Raw genomic sequence first — 16,329 nt, 5'->3', positions numbered from 1 at the left:
CAGCCCTCAGACCGAACGCGCACGGCAGGGACGCCGACTGGCGATCGTCAGAGGGCGAGCAGCCCGGCGAGCATCACTGCCCCCGCCGCGGAGAAGACCCGCGACTTCCGCCAGCCGGGACCCGAAGCCTGGCGGTTCAGCTCCCACATGAACACCAGACCGCCGCCAAGGCCCAGCGCGCTCCGCAGCAGGAAAGCAGTCGTGTGCACAGGGAAGCCTCCAGGGACCTTGGAATGGACGGGAACGTTACCCCGGGCGGAGGTCTGGGAGTATGTGGGGGGGCTCGTACGGGGCGCGATACTCACTGCGCCGGCCGCGTCGTGCATGCCCGTCGCAACGTCCACGACCACGAACGCTCCCGCAGGATGGCGAAGCCGCCTGACCGGGTCTCTCATCACCCTGATGGTCCGACGCCCGACCCGACCTCCGGCAGTTCAGAGGGCTGCCGGAGGTCGCAGATCCCGCGCCGTAGCAACCCGGGCCTCTCGCCGACCCGTCCGATCAGGGCGAGGGCAGGCGATGTGCCTATTCTCCGCTGTCGCGTATGACCTTTTCGAGCAGCGTGAACGATTTGGGCCTACCGCCGGGCTGCGGCTTGCCCTCCTTGTGTCCGACAACCTGGTAGCCGGCGTTGAGGTAGTACGCGTTCAGGCGGGCGTTGTCGGACAGGCAGTCCAGCCGTACCAGCTCTCGTCCCGCCTCGGCCACGCGGCGCTCCGCGACTCGCAGAAGACGCCGCCCTGTCCCGGATGGGGACCTTCGCACAGACGTCCGCACCCGCATCGGCCGGCTGGTCGGCACCAGCCGGCAGCTCCGGCCGCGGCTCACGCCTGGGACCTGCGCGGAGCACAGGGACTCGGCCTGCGCACCGCCTGTGTCGCCCGTCCCGTCGGCGACCCGCCCGCCCTCTCGGACGGAAGGGGTCCGGCGGGCCGGCCAGCGGGAGATCTCCTGGGACCCTGGAGAACCCGTCGACGGCTCCGTTCCCTCAGTCGTGGCCCCCGCAGAAGTTTCCGGAGGCCACGCCGAGGGCGTCGACTCAGCCGACGACCGTGATGTTCTCCGCCTGCGGACCCTTCTGGCCCTGTGTGACGTCGAAGGTCACGGACTGGCCTTCCAGCAGCTCACGGAAGCCGGAGGAGTTGATGTTGGAGTAGTGCGCGAAGACGTCCGGGCCCCCGCCGTCCTGCTGAATGAAACCGAAGCCCTTCTCGGCGTTGAACCACTTCACGGTCCCGCTGGCCATGCTTCTACCTCTCGGTCGAACCGGGTCCACGCCATGCGGACCCGAGGCGATGTTCCTGGCCGGTCCGCGCAACAAAACGCCCGCACCTGGCGGTACGGGCGGGAACGGCGGACCAACCAAAGCGACGCTACATGGCGTGTTCGGCCGGCGCCAGACAGCAGCAGACACTCGGGGTCGCGGTGCCGTCACGGAGACCCGCGCGCGAAAAGGACGTCTGGTATCAAGCTGGGGATCATCGGCCCTCCGTACCACTCCCCCACGTGCCGTCCACTCCCCCGCCCACTCCCGTCGGCCGGAACGCCGGCGCAGGCGGCGAGCCGCGCGCGGCCGTCACGTCTGCCTCGGTACCGCCGGTTCCGCCCAACCGTGACGCACGGCGTGAGCGCCCAACTGCATCCGGGTCCGGACCCCGGCCAGGTCCATGAGGTGGCGCAGGCGTCGTTGCAGCGTGCGCGGTGACAGACCGAGCTGTACCGCGGCCGTGGAGTCGGTCACGCCGGCCAGCAGGAGCGCGAGGATCCTTCGGTCGAGGTCGGACGGGCCGTCCGACCCGAGTTTCACGACGGGCTCGGCCTCCTGGACGGTCCCCGACAGCTGGAACGGGTGGGCGGTGCGCCACACCGTCTCGAACAGCGCGTCCATGGCGTCCAGCAGGCCGCTGCGGTGCAGCAGCACGGCGCCGGGCTCCCCGGCCGGCGTGGTCGCGAGCGGGACGAGGCCGAGTTCGGCGTCGGCCAGCACGAGTTTCATGGGCAGCCGGTCGGCGACCCGTAGCTGCACACCGTTGTGCAGGGAGTCGATCGCGTCATCGACGATGCCCGGCTCGGCCAGCACATCCCGGTCCAGCACCGCCCGGAAGCGCACGCCGCGGCCGATGGCCATGGGTTCGGCCGTGTTCTCGTCGGGCGGCAGGGCGACGAACGGAGCGGTGATGAAGGTGCGGACCTGTGTGCGGGCCGCCTGCTGCACCTGGAGGTAGCGGTGGCGGATGGCGTCGACTCCGGTGACCACCTCGATGAGGTCGACGATGCTGCTCCCTGTCATCGCCGCCCGGTGTTCCTCGGCGAAGGTCACCAGGGCATGCTCAGCCGCACGCAGTCCGTCCCGGCGCTGGCTGATGAGGGCGCCGAGCGCCATGGTCGGCGGCGCGGCGGTGAACAGCTCGTCCGCCGACCTGATCACCAGGCCCGACTCGACCAGTCGGCACAGGGCCCGGTCGGCCAGGGCCCGTGACAGGCCGAGCAGATCCGACAGCAGGACGGCGGTGGACTTGGGCCGTCCGAGCAGGGCCCGGTAGACGCGCTCGTCATCGGGCTCCAGGCCCAGAACATCCAGCATCGGCGACCGACTCTCTTTCACTTGCCGCAGCGGCGGAAGTATCCGCCATGGCAGCCGATCTTGAGAAGTCCCAGTTGGGATGGGGTGTGCCGGGAAGGGCCCCGAGGAGTCACCTCCCCGGGGCCCGACGCTTCGACTCACCGCAGGCCGTAGGCCCGGATGATGTCGTTCCGGACGCCGAAGCCGCCGTTCGTCCCGGCGCTCGCGCGGACCGAGAGGAAGCCGCCGGGCTTCTTCGCCGTCCTGAACGAACCCGTCCAGTAGCCGTCGGCGCCCTTGGCCAGGGTCACCTTCTGCCAGGTGCCGCCGTCGTCGTACGAGACATCCAGCTTCACCGTGCTGACCTTGCCCGGCACACTGCCGCCGTCCATCGACACCGGCTTGAGCCTGATCTTCTGGTTCGCGTTCGCCTTGACGTCTCCGTGCAGGTCGGACTCCAGCTCGTAGTCCAGGTTCAGCACGGAGAACCGCTCGAAGGAGTCAGAATCGACGGTGTCGGACGTGAACGTCCACTCCGTGTGGGTGCGTGTCGACAGCCGGAAAACGTCGCCCGGGCGCTGCGCGTCGAGGACGGCGCGATAGGGCAGCCTGCCCGCCGGCACCTCCTGCCATTGCATGTCCCCGCCGACCGGGTTGTCGTAGATCAGCGTCTTCCCCTGGAAGACCTGCAGGTGGGACGGCGTCTCACCCCAGGGCAGGTAGCCGCCCAGCCGCATGTTGCCGCTGGCGGAGGTCCACGCCTGCACGTTCCATGTCATGTAGTTCTGCCAACGGGAGTTGTACACACCGAAGGACTCGCCCTGGCCGGGCCTCGTCGCGGGGGCGAACCAGTCCAGACGGGTGGTGCTGCCCTTGGCATACCTGTTGTCGCCCGACACCATCGTCCACGGCAGGGTTCCGTCGGTGCCCTGCGTGTGGAACTCCCGCCAGACCTGGCCCGGTGTCACCCACTCGGTGCGCGTGCCCGGGTGCCACTCGCGCTCGGGCAGGTTGAACGACGGGCTGAGGGTGAAGTCGGACCGGTAGCCCTCCGCCGGACCACCGCCCGCGGCTGAGTGGTAGCGGGCGTCGACCCGGGCCAGGTCGGACTTGGCGGGCTGGTAGACCAGGGCCCGGTCCGGCACCCGGCCGGGGTAGTTCCGGGTGAGGTCGTAGACGAACGGTGTGTACTCGGTCTGCTTCACGGTGAGGTTGAAGGCGCCGGACCCGGCCAGCGAGAGGAGGGCCCTGCCCGCGCCGCGGTGCACGGAGGCCACGGGGATGGGCGACTCGCCCACGTACTCCACCAGCGCACCGGGGCCGTCGTTGACCACGATCAGTGCCTTCGCGCCGGCCGCGACGGCGGCCTCGGCGCGTTCCTGCGGCGAGACCTCGTCGCTGCGTTCGACGACGGCGACCTTGCCCTTGGCATTCACCTTCGTGTACGCGGCAGCCGAACCGTTGCCCGCGTGGACCACGCCCCACCTGTCCGTGGCGGTGTCCAGTGCGCTCCCCGGCTGGGCCAGCGCGTCGAAGCGGAGGCGGCCGCCCAACGCGCTCAGATCGAGCTGGGGTGCACCCTTGCGCCATCGGGTGGTCAGCATGAAATCGCCGTGCTCCATCGGCTTCGTCGGCGAGACGTAGACGTCGTCGTAGGTCTGCGGCAGCACGTACGCGCTGCGGTAGTCCGTGTACGGGTCCTGGCCGTCGTAGTGGACGTTGAAGTCGACCTTGCGCTGGCGGTCCTCGGTGCGCTGCGGGGCCTCGGTCCGGAGCAGCCGGGCCTTCCCGGCGTCGAGCACCACGTCCGCGGGGCCGTCCTCGAGCACGGTCTCCGGGTCGACCAGCACCGCCAGACCCGAACGGTCCGCCTTCTCACCGGCCACGTCGACGTTCGCCGTCACGGTGTAACGGCCGGGTGCCATACGCATGGTGGTCGAGCCGTCGACGTACACCGACCACGGCCAGACGTCGCCGGCCAGATTGACGCCGACCCAGCCGGCGGCGGGCTTGCCGTCCCGGCCGACCAGCTTGATGTTCAGGTCGTAGCGCTCATCCTCCTTGAGCAGCGCCAGGGCCGTGCGGGTCACCGGCTTCCCCGTGCCCGCGTCGATGGCCGTCACGTAGCCGACGTGGCGGCCTGCCGGGACGGACCGCGGGTCGCCGGTCACCGGGACGGCGGCCGTGCCGCCCGCCGGGACGGTCACCTCGGCTGCGCCCAGTGAGAACGGGCCGCCGTCGTCGCTCAGCGCCAGGTCCAGCGTGACATCGGTGGAACCGGTGTTGGTGAAGGTCAGTTCCTTCGTGACGGCGCCGTCGCTCGGTTCGTTCGGCCAGGTGTAGTTGCCGAAGAAGAGCGATCCGGTGCCGCGGACCGTGGTGCGCACGGCGGCGCCCACATCGACACGGCCGGTGCCGACCTCGTACGGCGAGTACCCGACCAGCCCCTTCGCGGTGCTCATCAGGTGTTCCTTGAGCCGGCTGCCGGTCCAGTCCGGGTGCCGCTGGGCCAGGATCGCCGCCGCGCCGACCACGTGCGGGGTGGCCATCGAGGTACCGCTGAGCGTGCGGTACATGCCTTCGCCCCCGTCCGTCATCTCCTGCGAGCGGGCCGCGGTGATGTCCACGCCGGGCGCCGCGATGTCCGGCTTCATGCCGCCGGAGTAGGCCAGCGGGCCGGTGCTGGAGAAGGACGCGAGCCGGTCCTGCTTGTCCGTGGCGGCCACGGTCAGCGCCGAGGCGGCCGCGCCCGGGGCCGAGACGCTCTCCGGGCCCGCGTTGCCGGCGGCTATGACGAACAGTGTGCCGTACTGCTCCGACAGGGCGTCGACCGTCTGTGACATCGGGTCGCTGCCGTCCGTCGGGTAGGAGTCGCCGAGGCTCATGTTGACGACGTCCGCGCCCGACTCGGCAGCCCACTGCATCCCGGCCATGACCCAGGAGTCCTGGCCGGAGCCTTCCTCCCCGCCGAGCACCTTGCCGACGTACAGGTCGGCGCCGGGGGCGACTCCCTTGTAGTCGCCGTGGGAGGCGGCGCCCGAACCGACGATCGTGCCGGCCACATGGGTGCCGTGGCCGTTGATGTCGTTGACGCTCTCGCCCGGCACGAAGCTCGCCGTTCCGTCGATCACGCCGGCGAAGTCGGGGTGGTTGACGTCGATGCCGGTGTCGAGAACCGCAACCTTGACGCCCTTGCCGGTGTAACCGGCCGCCCAGGCCTCGGGCGCGCCGATCAGCGGCACGCTCTCCTTGAGGTTGGCCTTCACACGCCCGTCGAGCCACAGCTTGGCGACACCCGCGCCCAGTCTCTTGTGGTCCTGGGGCGCGACGGCGGTCCAGAAGGTGCGGGCCCGCCGCTTGTCGGTGCGGAGCACGGCACCGTTGATGCCCTTGAACGCGCGGGTCAGCCTGCTGCCCCGGGGGGCGGTCGGCTCGGCGGTCGCGCGGGGCTTCGGCTTGGCGTACATCGCGATCAGCGGCAGCGCGGCCGACTTGGCGTCGTCGTAGCCCATCTTGATCAGATCGGTGACGTTGAACAGCCGCCGGTCCAGCTTGCCGGCGCCGAGCAGTGGCGCCGCCTCGTCCGGGATGACGTACAAGTCGCCCTTGATCTCCTGCAGTTTCACCCCGCCGACGGCGTTGTCCGGCCGGTCGACGTCGGCCATCTGCCGGCCGTCGGCCATCGTGGCGACCGTGACGACGTCGCCGGTGACCAGGGTGACCTTGTGGGTCGCCGAGGGGTCGACGGGAACCGCGGGCTTGCTCGGAGCGGCGTGTGCGGGCGCTTGCAGGACGGCGAGCCCGGACGCCAGCAGCGGCACCACGGCGGTGGCCGAGATCAGCTGCCGGCGTCTGCGCCGGAAGGCGGAATACAGAGAGGGGGAGAACATGCCCAGGGTCTATCGGCCGGTTCACGCCGCCGTGAAGGGCCGATCATGGCAAATCCTCGCCGTGGCAAGAACTCGTCAGCCACGAACCACGCGCATCCGGGCGCAGGGCGCACTTTTCGGGCCGGGCACCGGTTCGAAGTGGGTGGGAACCCTGCGCGATTACCGGGCGGTGATCGTGTCGGTGAGGTCGGCGAAGTCGGCGAGGTGCGGCAGGTCGGGCAGGTCTGCGACAAGAGCGACGTTGGGCGCAGCCGGGATTTCAACACTCAGTGGGGACCGGGGGGTTGGCAAGCCCTGTTGATACCTCAATCATCTTGTCATGAACCTGCGGTCCGACGGGCGGCTCGCGGTCTCATGGAGGTGTTGCGATGCACCGAAGACTTTCCGTAGGCCTTTCCGCCTCGGCCCTGGCCGTCATCACCGTCGTCGGCACAGCGACCGCCGCCGACGCCGCACCCGCGGACAAGCCCCAGGTCCTCGCGAACTGGACCCAGACCAGCGCGTCGAGCTACAACACCTGGGCCGCCGCCCGCGCGAACCAGGCCGCCTGGTCCGCGTACGCGTTCGACTGGTCCACCGACTACTGCTCCACCTCTCCGGACAACCCGTTCGGATTCCCCTTCTCCATGTCCTGCGCCCGCCACGACTTCGGCTACCGCAACTACAAGGCCGCAGGCACCTTCAGCGCCAACAAGGCCCGCCTCGACAGCGCCCTCTACGAGGATCTCAAGCGCGTCTGCCTCAACTACACCGGCGGCACGAAGACCACGTGTGACAGCACGGCGTGGACCTACTACCAGGCGGTCAAGGCGTTCGGCTGACAAGCACCTCCTCGCCGGACGGTCCGGCAGCGACGGGGATCACCAGGACCGAGGAACCGCGGAAAGGGATGTGTCATGGCGGACTTGAACGCAGCGGGGAGCGCGGACGCCGGAATCCGGCGTCGCTCCCTCCTGCGCGGCGCGGCAGGCTGGTCGGCAGTGGCCGGGATGGCGCTTGCCACCGGCGTGGGGACGGCGGACCCGGCTTCGGCGTACGGCTGGACGCGCACCCTCCAGCAGGGCATGAGCGGTGCCGATGTGACGGAACTGCAGGTGCGGGTCGGCGGCTGGGCCGCTTCCGGCGCCCAGCAGACCTATGTCGCCTGGGACGGCGCCTTCGGACCGGCCACCGAGAGCGCGGTCCGGCGGTTCCAGTCCGCCTACGGCCTGCCGTCGGACGGTGTCGCCGGACCGCAGACGCAGAGCGTGCTGAACAGCCTGGAGAGCAGCGACGGTTCGTCAGCGCACTTCGACTGGAGCGAGTTCTACTCCAACGACGGCTCGGGGTTCAGCGGCGGCAAGGTGAGCGCCGCCCAGGTCAAGGAGAACGTGCGCCGCCTGATGTACAAACTGGAGGCCGTGCGCAAAAAGGCCGGCAACAGCTCGATCACCGTCAACTCCGGCTTCCGCAGCGTCGCCCACAACTCCTCGGTGGGCGGCGCCTCGAACAGCATGCACGTATACGGGGTAGCCGCCGACATCGTGGTCGCGGGCCACACCACCCTCCAGACGTACAAGATCGCCGAGACCTGCGGCTTCTCCGGCCTGGAGGCCTACACCCACTCCTGGCAGCACACGGACAGCCGGGTGCAGTACCCCTCGTACGGCTCCGGCTCCTGGTGGTGGGAGAGCGGCGTCGTGTGACTCCTCCCCCGCCCCTGTGTCGACGGGCGTACACGACCCAGCGCGGCAGCCCCTGCCACCTTTGTGACAACGGGAGTTGGTATTCGGTGAAGACCTGGAACAAGACCCTCGCCGTGACGGCGGCCGCCGTCACGGCCGTCGCCCTGCAGCAGTCCGTGGCCCGGGCCGACGTCCCGCCGCAGCACGCGATCATCGTGTGCCAGACGGCGAGCTTCTACGCGAACTACAACAGCGCATCCGGCCCGACCGGCTATCTGCGAACCCTGACCTACGGCAACAAAGTCGGCCACACCCAGGGCGCGCATCCCGTCTACAACGGCTGGGCCGCCACCTTCGACTACGGCCCCAACGACTGGGGCTATGTGCGCTACGAGTGCATCGGCGGCTACGACTCCTGGTGAGCGCTGGTGACGGCCGCCCTTCCCAGCAACCGGCAGTGAAAGGACTCTCCTCGATGCCCGTCTTCCGTGGCGGCCGTGCGGCCGCCGTCGTCACCGCGGCCGGCGCCGCGCTGCTACTCGGCGCCGGACCGGCGCTCGCCTACTCGAACGGCACCGTCGGTGTGCGTGAAACGGTGTGCGCCACCGACCTCTACGTCCGCACCGAACCGGTCGGCGCCTGGATGGGCACCCTGTACAAGGGCCAGACCTTCCTGGTGGAGAGCAAGAAGAGCGGCTGGGCGTACGGCTTCGCCTACGGAGACATCAACCGCCGCGGCTGGGTCCAGGACGGCTGGTTCTGCTGACGTCACCCCGGTCCGGGCCCCCAGTACAGTACCGGGGGCCCGCCCTCTCGAAGCAGGGGCCCCGCCCCGCCGCCCCGTGAACCGCGCCCCCCAAGCCGCGGGCCCCGGCTTCCCCTGGTGCGCTACGGTCGTTCCGTTCCCTATGCGCGAGACAGGAAGGCGATCAAGTGGCCGAACTGCGTCTGGGGCCCCTGCTGAGGTGCACCGACGGCTCGTTCGCGACGGTGTGGGTCGAGACCAGCGAAGCCTGCACGGTACAGGTGCGCTGCTCCGACGGCGCGAGGGGCACGGCCCCCAGCTTCCAGGTGGCCGGGCACCACTACGCGCTCGTCACGGTGACCGGGCTGCGGCCCGGCGCGTCCCCCTCCTACGAGGTTCTCCTGGACGACACCCCGGTGTGGCCCCTTGCCGACTCCCCCTTCCCGCCCTCCGTCATCCGTTCGCCCGCCACCGGCGACGCCGTCCGCGTCACCTTCGGATCGTGCCGCTGGGCCGCACCCCCCGCCGACGGCAAGGATTCGGTCGGGCCGGACGCCCTGGACACCCTCGCGATCCGTCTGGCAGCCGACCCCGACGCCGAGCGCCCCGACGTCCTGCTCCTGTTGGGCGACCAGGTCTACGCGGACGAGACCTCCGAGCAGACCCGGCGCTGGCTCGCCGAGCGCCGCGACCTCGATCAGCCGCCCGGAGCCCAGGTCACCGACTACGAGGAGTACTGCCACCTCTACTACGAATCCTGGCTCGACCCCGAGGTCCGCTGGCTGCTGTCCACGGTGCCCAGTCTCATGATCTTCGACGACCACGACATCGTCGACGACTGGAACACCTCCGCCGCCTGGCTCGCCGACATGCGTACCACCGACTGGTGGCAGGAACGGCTGCTGAGCGGCCTGATGTCCTACTGGGTCCACCAGCACCTCGGCAACCTCTCCCCCGCCGAACTGGCCGAAGATCCCGCCTGGGCCGCCGTCCACGCCGCGCCGGACGGCACGCCGGCACTGCGCGCCCTGGCCGAGCGCGCCGACGCCGATTCAGCCTCGGTCCGCTTCAGCTACCGTCGTGACTTCGGCCGGGTCCGGATCGTGATGGTGGACTCCCGGGCCGCGAGAGTCCTCGCCGAGGACCGCCGCGCCATGCTCGACCCGGGCGAGGACGCCTGGCTGCGCGAGCAGGTGCTGACCGACGAGCAGACCTACGACCACCTCCTGCTCGGCACCTCCCTGCCCTGGCTCCTGCCGCACCTGGTCCACGACACCGAAACCTGGAACGCCGCTCTGTGTGCCGGGGAACGCGGCGGACGCTGGGCCCGCTTCGGCGAGTGGCTGCGTCGCGGAGCCGACCTGGAGCACTGGGCGGCCTTCCCCCGCTCCTTCGCCGGCCTCGCCGACCTCGTCGCCGAGGCCGGGGCCTCCCCGGCCGCCCCAGCGACCGTGTGCGTCCTGTCCGGCGACGTCCACCACGCCTACCTCGCCAAGGCGTCCTGGCGGTCCGACGGCCCCCACCTCCCCGTCGTCCAGCTCACCTGCTCACCCGTGCACAACTCCGTGTCCCTGATGATGCGGATCGGCTTCCGCTTCGGCTGGAGCTCACCGGCCCGTCTGCTGGGGCGCCTCCTCGCCCGGCACGGCCGCTGTCCCAGGCCTCCGGTCAGCTGGCGCAAGCAGGGCGGCCCCTGGTTCGGCAACCAGCTGATGACCCTGACTCTGCGCGGCCGCTCGGCGCACCTCCGCCTGGAGCGCACCACCTCGAACGCGACGCTGCACACCGTGCACGAGTCCGTCCTGACCGACGACCAGGACCTGTCCGGCCGATCACGTGCGGAGCCGGACGACCAGGTCCGGTCCGCCCGTTGGCCCGGCGTGACGGCGAGGGACGGGGGGCGGTAGCGGCCGTCCTCGCTCCCCCGTGCCGCCCACCGTTTCCGACTGCTTCAGGCACCGTTCCGGATGGCCGTGAGGAGCCGGGCGCAGCGTGCGCTCATGTCCTGCGCGGACAGTTCGGGGTGGGAGATCCACCAGCCGAGCAGTGCGCTGACCGTGCCCGTCCAGATGTGCTTGAGCGCGTCCGCGTCCCGGGCGTCGTCGTTTCCCTGGGCATGCAGCAGGGCGGCCGTGCCGGTGGCCGCCAGTTCGTCGATGGCGTCGCGATGGCGCCGGGCCGCGCGCCAGGGTTCGGAGCCAGGCGGGAGGGTCCGGTCGTACAGCACGAACCAGGCGTGCCGCTGCCCTTCCAGAGCCTGGAAGAGGGCGGTGAGCACTGTGTGGGGCAGCCCGCCTTCCGACGGGTTCGAGACCATGGCCCGTTCGACCGCCTCGAGCAGCTGCGGGCCGATGCGGTCGACGCAGGCCGTGCAGAGGCCGTCCTTGGAACCGAAGTAGGTGTACAGCAGGGGTTTCGTCACGCCCACGCGACGGGCGATCTCGGCCATGGACGCCGCGGCGTACCCGTTCCTTCCGAACTCCTCCACGGCGGCGCAGAGGATCTGCCGTTCCCGGTGGGCCCGCGGTACCCCCTTGGTCCCCGCGCGTGCTCCTGGCCGGTTCTGCTCCCGGTCGCCGTCCGGCGGATCCGGTGGAGTCGAGGTTCTTGCGGTTGCCATGACAGAACTATACGTTGCAGTAACTTACCAAGAGGTAAATTACTGGAAGGTCAATTGGCATGGCCGACAGCACCGCGACGAAGGCGTCATCGACCGGGACCACCCCGCGCCGCTCCTGGTGGGGCTGGGGCACGGAGAGCAAGGCGCTGTCCGACGCCGAGTGCGCCGAACTCGGGCGCTTGCTCCCCGGTGCGGCGAGCGCTCCGCTGCGCATTCCCGACGTCTCCGCGCTCGCCCTGCCGGAGGTGCGTGTGGAACCGCCCACGGCACTCGCGCCGTTGATGTCGGCCGCGCCCCGGGACCGCGCCTCGCACACGTACGGCAAGGCGTACCGCGACGTGGTCCGCGCACTCCAGGGGGACCTCTCGGCAGCACCCGACCAAGTCGCCCATCCCCGCACCGAGCAGGACGTCATCGACATCCTCGAATGGGCGGCGAGCGCCGAGGTGGCCGTGGTGCCGTTCGGCGGGGGCAGTTCGGTCGTCGGCGGGGTCGAGTACCGCGCCGGCCGGCACCGCGGCGTGGTGTCCCTGGACCTCGCAGCGCTGGACCAGGTGCTGGAGATCGACAGGACCAGCCGCGCCGCGCGGATCCAGGCCGGTGTCCTGGGCCCCGCCCTGGAGGCGCAGCTGCGACCGCACGGACTGACCCTGCGCCACTTCCCGCAGAGCTTCGAGTTCTCCACGCTGGGCGGATGGCTCGCGACACGGGCGGGAGGCCACTACGCCACGCTCCACACCCACATAGACGACCTCGTGGAGTCGCTGCGCGTGGTGACCCCGGTCGGCATCAACCAGTCGCTCCGGGTACCGGGGTCGGGCGCGGGTCCCTCCCCCGACCGGCTGTTCCTGGGGTCCGAGGGCACGCTCGGCGTGATCACCGAGGCCTGGATGCGGCTCCAGGAACGCCCGCGTCACAAGGCGTCGGCCACGGTTCTCTTCGAGGACGTCCACGCTGCCATGGACGCGGTGCGCGCCGTCGCGCAGTCGGGCCTGCACCCGGCGAATTGCCGACTCCTCGATCCGGGGGAGGCCGCCCTGGCCGGAATCACACAGAACGGTGAGAGCGTCCTCGTCCTGGGGGTGGAGTCGGCACACTCCCGCGTCGAGGAACGTCTGGCCGAACTCCTCGCCCTCGCCCGTGACCACGGCGGCACGCCCACCGTGAGGGAAACCGGCGGCGCGGACACCGCCGCGGACACCTGGCGCTCGGCCTTTCTGAAGATGCCCTATCTCCGCGATGGACTCGCCCGCATGAGCGTGATCAGCGAGACCTTCGAAACGGCCTGCGCCTGGGACCGCGCGCCGGAGTTGTACGCGTCGGTGCGAAGCCGGCTGGCCGAGGTCCTGAAGGAGGTGACGGGTACGACCGGCACGATCAACTGCCGCTTCACACACGTCTATCCGGACGGCCCCGCCCCATACTTCACCGTGATCGCACCGGGCAGGCGCGGCTCGGAAGTGGCGATGTGGGACGAGATCAAGTCCGCGGCCATGAGCGTCCTGCACGACCACGGTGCAACCGTCACCCACCATCATGCGGTCGGCCGCGACCACCGGCCCGGCTACGACCGTCAGCGCCCGGAACCCTTCGCTCTGGCCCTGCGCGCCGCGAAGCAGGCGCTCGACCCGGCCGGGATCATGAACTCGGGTGTACTGCTCGACCCCGCCGCCACTGCACCGGCAACCTGAGTACGTTCTGAGTAGCCGCGCTCATGCCCCTCGAGGTGGCGCGGCGCACACTCCTGACCATGACACATGTTCCGCCACCCGCCGAGGAGCTGCGGCTCGTCGACGCCGAGCTGTGGCAACTGGAGGCTCGCCGGGCGCAGTTGCTGGCGCGCCGCGCCTGGTTGGTCAGCCGTCTGCCGTCCCTGCCGCAGCCCGGTTGGGCGCCGCCCACGGCCGTGCCCGCGCCGCATCGCCCGGAGGCCACCGCGCCGCGCGTGCAGAATGTGCTGCTGCTCCTGGGCGGCCTGCTGCTGACCATCGCGGCGGTCGCGTTCACGCTGGTCAGCTGGGGGCACCTGGGGATCGGCGGGCGCTCGCTGGTGCTGGGGGCGGTCACGGTGGCCGCCCTGGCCGCTCCGCTGCCGCTGCTGGGGCGCGGCCTGCGGTCGACGGCCGAGGCGGTGGCGGGACTGGCGCTGGCGCTCACGGTGCTCGACGCCTATGCGCTGCACGCGGTCGCTCTCATCGGTATGGACGCCACGGCGTACGCGGCCGGAGCGTCGGCGGTACTGGCGGCCCTGTGGGCGGGTTACGGGCTGCTGCCGCGCACGAAGGCGCTGCGGCTGCCGCTTCCAGCCGCACTGGCCGCCGCCCAACTGCCGCTGCTGCTGGCGGCGGTGGCGGCCGGCGCGGGCCCCTACGGGATCAGTGGCGTGCTGCTCGTGACGGCTGCCTGCGACACGCTCGTGGCGCTGCGCGCTCCGGCCGGGGTGGTGCAAGTCATCGCCACGGTCGGCGCGTACGCCGTGGGGGTGGGCGGCGTGCTGGGTGCGGTCTGGCTGTCGTGGACGGCCGGCGGTCCGGGCGCCGCTACGCGGGCGGCTGCGCTGCTGCTGTTCGCGGCCGGTGTCTCGCTGGCGGCGGCATGGCGGGATCGTGCCGCGGGGCACGCCGTCGGGTTGTCCCTCGCGGCCGGTCTGCTCGCCGTCGTCGCGCTCGGCGGTATCGTCCGGCCCGCGCTGCCGGGTACTTGGACGGTTCCCACTCATCTCGTCTTCGGGATCGCGCTGCTGGCGGCGGTGCGGGCCGATCGGCTCCCGGAGGCGGTGCGGCGGGGTCTCGCCGTCGCCTGCGCGGCCGTGCAGGGCCTGGCGGTTCTGTGGGCGCTGCCGCTGCTCGCGCTGACGCTGCTGGGGCCGGCCGGCGGGGCGGCCCGGGTGTGGTCGGGGGCACCGGGCGATGCCCGTGAGGCCGTGTCGGTGGGCGCGCCGTGGCTGCCGCAGCTGCAGACGGCGCCGCTGGTGCTGGCCACCGTCGCCGTCGTCGTCGCACTGGCGGTGCGTGGTGCGACGTGGCGGCCTCGGGCGCTGACGGGTGTGCTGGCGCTGGGGTGGTCCGCGCTCATGGTCGTCCCGGTGGTGTGGGACGTGCCCTATCCGGCGGCGCTCGTGGTGGAGGTGCTGGTGACGGCTGCCCTGCTCGGGGTGGCGACGCGGTCCGGGGTGGCGGAGCGTACCGTCCTGCTCCCGGCGTTGGTGCTCGCCCTCGTCACGTCCGTCTCGCTCGGGTTTCTGTCGCTGGCGACGCGGTCCGCGACGCTGGGAGTGCTCATCGCTGTGACGGCGCTCTTCGCGGCCGTTTCCGTCAGGCGGCGTCTCACGGCGGTCACCGTTCCGGCCGCGCTCGGCTACGGCGCCGCGCTGGCCTGCGCGGTGGGCGCCGCGGCGGGGTGGGCGCCGCAGCACACCGCGCTGCTCGTGCTCGCGGTCCCGGCCGTGGCGGCGCTGTGCGCCGCGCGGTTCTCGGACGCGCGGACGACCGTAGTGGTCGAGGTGACGGGTGCGGCCACCGGTTGCCTGGCGATCGCCCTGGCGGTCGCCGATCCGGCGATGCTCTCCCTGGTGCTGTCCCTGTCGGCGGTGATCGCGAGCGGCACGGCCGTCCGCGCCGACCGACGTCCCGTCGCCTACGCGGCCACCGCGCTGTTCGCTCTGGCCGCCTGGGTGCGGCTGGCGGCCTGGGGGGTCACGGCACCGGAGGCTTACACGGTGCCGGTGAGCGCCGCGGCGCTCGTGGTGGGCGCGCTGCGACGGCGCCGGGATCCGCGGGTGTCGTCGTGGGTGGCGTACGGCCCCGGTCTGACCGCCACGCTCGTCCCGAGCCTCGCGGCCGCCCGGAACGACGCGTACGCCACCCGTCCGTGGCTGCTGGGCGCGGCGGCGTTGCTGGTCACCCTGGTGGGCGCCCGGCACCGGCTGCGGGCGCCGCTGCTGCTGGGCGGTGGGGTGCTCGTGCTGGACGCGCTGCACGAACTGGCCCCCTACCTGGTGCAGATCGCCGGGCTGCTCCCCCGCTGGGTGCCTCCCGCGCTCGCCGGGCTCCTGCTGCTCGCCGTCGGCGCGACGTACGAACAGCGGCTGCGGGACGTGCGGCGGGCGCGGGACGTGCTGGGCCGGATGGACTGAAACGTCTCTCGGCGGGCGCCCGGGAAACCGCACGTTGCGGCGCACCGGGCGGCACACCGCAGTCGCCTTGCCACCCGGCGGGCGCGCCCGAAGGCCCCTAGGGGGCTTCGGGTTCGGCCGCCGGCGGGTCGGTGTCGTCGTCCTCACCCTTGGCACGCACGTCCGGCGGGGTGGGTGCGGTGATGTTCCGCTGCTCGGCGGACCGCTCCCTCGTCTCCTCGTCGACCTGCGGGGTGTCCTTGTTCTCGGCGGTACTCATCCCTTTGCCCCTTTCACCGGTTCGGAGCGGACAGCGGCCCGGCGCACCGTCGCATCGGCGACCTGCGCGGCTGGGACGACCGCTCCGCACGTTCCTCTTCTGCTCATCGGGAGCACGGGTTCCCTGGGGCAGCCGGTCGACGCACGCTGCCGTGGATCTGATCGCTGCGAGCGGCCGGGGGGCCGGTACCCCGGGACCGGCTGCGGTCCTATTACCAGGTGAGGGCCGGGCGGCGGAGGATGCCGCGGACCCGGACCCGTCCGGTGGCCGGGGGCGGAGCCTGACCCAGGAGACGCAGATCGGCCGACCCGCCGCCGCGCTCGCCGAGGAGCGGCCGGGCCCGATGCTCATCGGCCGCCAGGCGTGGCTCGACGGCCTGGCCCGCGCCGCGTCCGGGAAGGCGGAGGTGCGACCGGTGACGTCGGGACCATTGGGTCCTACGGTCTGACTGGC

General features: G+C 71.5%; 14 protein-coding genes and 2 pseudogenes. 9 read left to right on the top strand and 7 right to left on the bottom strand.

Annotated features, from left to right (window positions below; translation table 11 throughout):
• Window positions 1-47 precede the first annotated feature (47 nt).
• Together ACZ6B1_RS33220 and ACZ6B1_RS33215 are read right to left on the bottom strand one after the other, a co-directional pair.
• Window positions 48-209: a hypothetical protein gene (locus ACZ6B1_RS33220; protein WP_468784486.1), complete on the bottom strand. Its 162-nt coding sequence runs from the start codon at window positions 207-209 to the stop codon at window positions 48-50.
• A 316-nt stretch (window positions 210-525) separates the two neighbouring features.
• A pseudogene (locus ACZ6B1_RS33215) lies at window positions 526-753 on the bottom strand (GNAT family N-acetyltransferase); the annotation flags it as partial.
• Window positions 754-819: 66 nt separating this feature from the next.
• On the opposite strand from ACZ6B1_RS33215, the pseudogene ACZ6B1_RS33210 reads away from it, so the two are divergent.
• Window positions 820-1,056 (top strand): annotated as a pseudogene (locus ACZ6B1_RS33210) (hypothetical protein); the annotation flags it as partial.
• On the opposite strand, the gene ACZ6B1_RS33205 reads toward ACZ6B1_RS33210, so the two are convergent.
• From ACZ6B1_RS33205 to ACZ6B1_RS33195, 3 genes are all read right to left on the bottom strand, one after another.
• Window positions 1,040-1,246 carry a cold-shock protein gene (locus ACZ6B1_RS33205; RefSeq protein ID WP_468784485.1) on the bottom strand — a complete coding sequence of 69 codons (207 nt, stop codon included), beginning with the start codon at window positions 1,244-1,246 and terminating at the stop codon, window positions 1,040-1,042. The pseudogene ACZ6B1_RS33210 and the gene ACZ6B1_RS33205 sit on opposite strands and share 17 nt — an antisense overlap.
• A 330-nt stretch (window positions 1,247-1,576) precedes the next feature.
• Window positions 1,577-2,584 (bottom strand): helix-turn-helix domain-containing protein, encoded by a 1,008-nt coding sequence (locus ACZ6B1_RS33200; protein ID WP_468784484.1) that lies wholly within the window; start codon window positions 2,582-2,584, stop codon window positions 1,577-1,579.
• Window positions 2,585-2,721: 137 nt separating this feature from the next.
• The gene (locus ACZ6B1_RS33195; RefSeq protein ID WP_468784483.1) at window positions 2,722-6,453 is read right to left on the bottom strand and encodes a S8 family serine peptidase; all 3,732 of its coding nucleotides are present in this window, start codon (window positions 6,451-6,453) and stop codon (window positions 2,722-2,724) included.
• A gap of 368 nt (window positions 6,454-6,821) precedes the next feature.
• On the opposite strand from ACZ6B1_RS33195, the gene ACZ6B1_RS33190 reads away from it, so the two are divergent.
• From ACZ6B1_RS33190 to ACZ6B1_RS33170, 5 genes are all read left to right on the top strand, one after another.
• Entirely contained in the window at window positions 6,822-7,274 is a 453-nt protein-coding gene (locus ACZ6B1_RS33190) for a phospholipase (RefSeq protein ID WP_468784482.1), read from the top strand.
• A gap of 75 nt (window positions 7,275-7,349) precedes the next feature.
• Window positions 7,350-8,138 carry a D-Ala-D-Ala carboxypeptidase family metallohydrolase gene (locus ACZ6B1_RS33185; RefSeq protein WP_468784481.1) on the top strand — a complete coding sequence of 263 codons (789 nt, stop codon included), beginning with the start codon at window positions 7,350-7,352 and terminating at the stop codon, window positions 8,136-8,138.
• 86 nt (window positions 8,139-8,224) lie between these two features.
• Complete coding sequence (locus ACZ6B1_RS33180) at window positions 8,225-8,539, top strand: hypothetical protein (RefSeq protein WP_468784480.1); 315 nt, start codon at window positions 8,225-8,227, stop codon at window positions 8,537-8,539.
• A gap of 53 nt (window positions 8,540-8,592) precedes the next feature.
• On the top strand, window positions 8,593-8,883 hold the full coding sequence (locus tag ACZ6B1_RS33175) for a hypothetical protein (protein WP_468784479.1): 291 nt from the start codon (window positions 8,593-8,595) through the stop codon (window positions 8,881-8,883).
• Window positions 8,884-9,050: 167 nt separating this feature from the next.
• On the top strand, window positions 9,051-10,769 hold the full coding sequence (locus ACZ6B1_RS33170) for an alkaline phosphatase D family protein (RefSeq protein WP_468784478.1): 1,719 nt from the start codon (window positions 9,051-9,053) through the stop codon (window positions 10,767-10,769).
• Between the two features lie 44 nt (window positions 10,770-10,813).
• On the opposite strand, the gene ACZ6B1_RS33165 is transcribed toward ACZ6B1_RS33170, so the two are convergent.
• Window positions 10,814-11,482 (bottom strand): TetR/AcrR family transcriptional regulator, encoded by a 669-nt coding sequence (locus tag ACZ6B1_RS33165; RefSeq protein ID WP_468784477.1) that lies wholly within the window; start codon window positions 11,480-11,482, stop codon window positions 10,814-10,816.
• Window positions 11,483-11,541: 59 nt separating this feature from the next.
• Here ACZ6B1_RS33165 and ACZ6B1_RS33160 point away from each other — a divergent pair, with 59 nt between their 5' ends.
• Window positions 11,542-13,173 (top strand): FAD-binding oxidoreductase, encoded by a 1,632-nt coding sequence (locus ACZ6B1_RS33160; protein WP_468784476.1) that lies wholly within the window; start codon window positions 11,542-11,544, stop codon window positions 13,171-13,173.
• Window positions 13,174-13,232: 59 nt separating this feature from the next.
• On the top strand, window positions 13,233-15,617 hold the full coding sequence (locus ACZ6B1_RS33155; protein ID WP_468784475.1) for an SCO7613 C-terminal domain-containing membrane protein: 2,385 nt from the start codon (window positions 13,233-13,235) through the stop codon (window positions 15,615-15,617).
• 97 nt (window positions 15,618-15,714) lie between these two features.
• Here ACZ6B1_RS33155 and ACZ6B1_RS33150 read toward each other — a convergent pair whose 3' ends face one another.
• A complete protein-coding gene (locus ACZ6B1_RS33150; RefSeq protein ID WP_468784474.1) occupies window positions 15,715-15,876 on the bottom strand; it encodes a hypothetical protein in 162 nt (53 codons plus the stop codon).
• A 151-nt stretch (window positions 15,877-16,027) separates the two neighbouring features.
• Between ACZ6B1_RS33150 and ACZ6B1_RS33145 the strand changes: the two genes are divergently transcribed.
• Window positions 16,028-16,324 (top strand): hypothetical protein, encoded by a 297-nt coding sequence (locus ACZ6B1_RS33145; protein WP_468784473.1) that lies wholly within the window; start codon window positions 16,028-16,030, stop codon window positions 16,322-16,324.
• Window positions 16,325-16,329: the final 5 nt, after the last annotated feature.

This window comes from Streptomyces sp. NPDC041129, from assembly GCF_055592265.1.
This window is presented reverse-complemented; position numbering and strand designations above follow the sequence as displayed.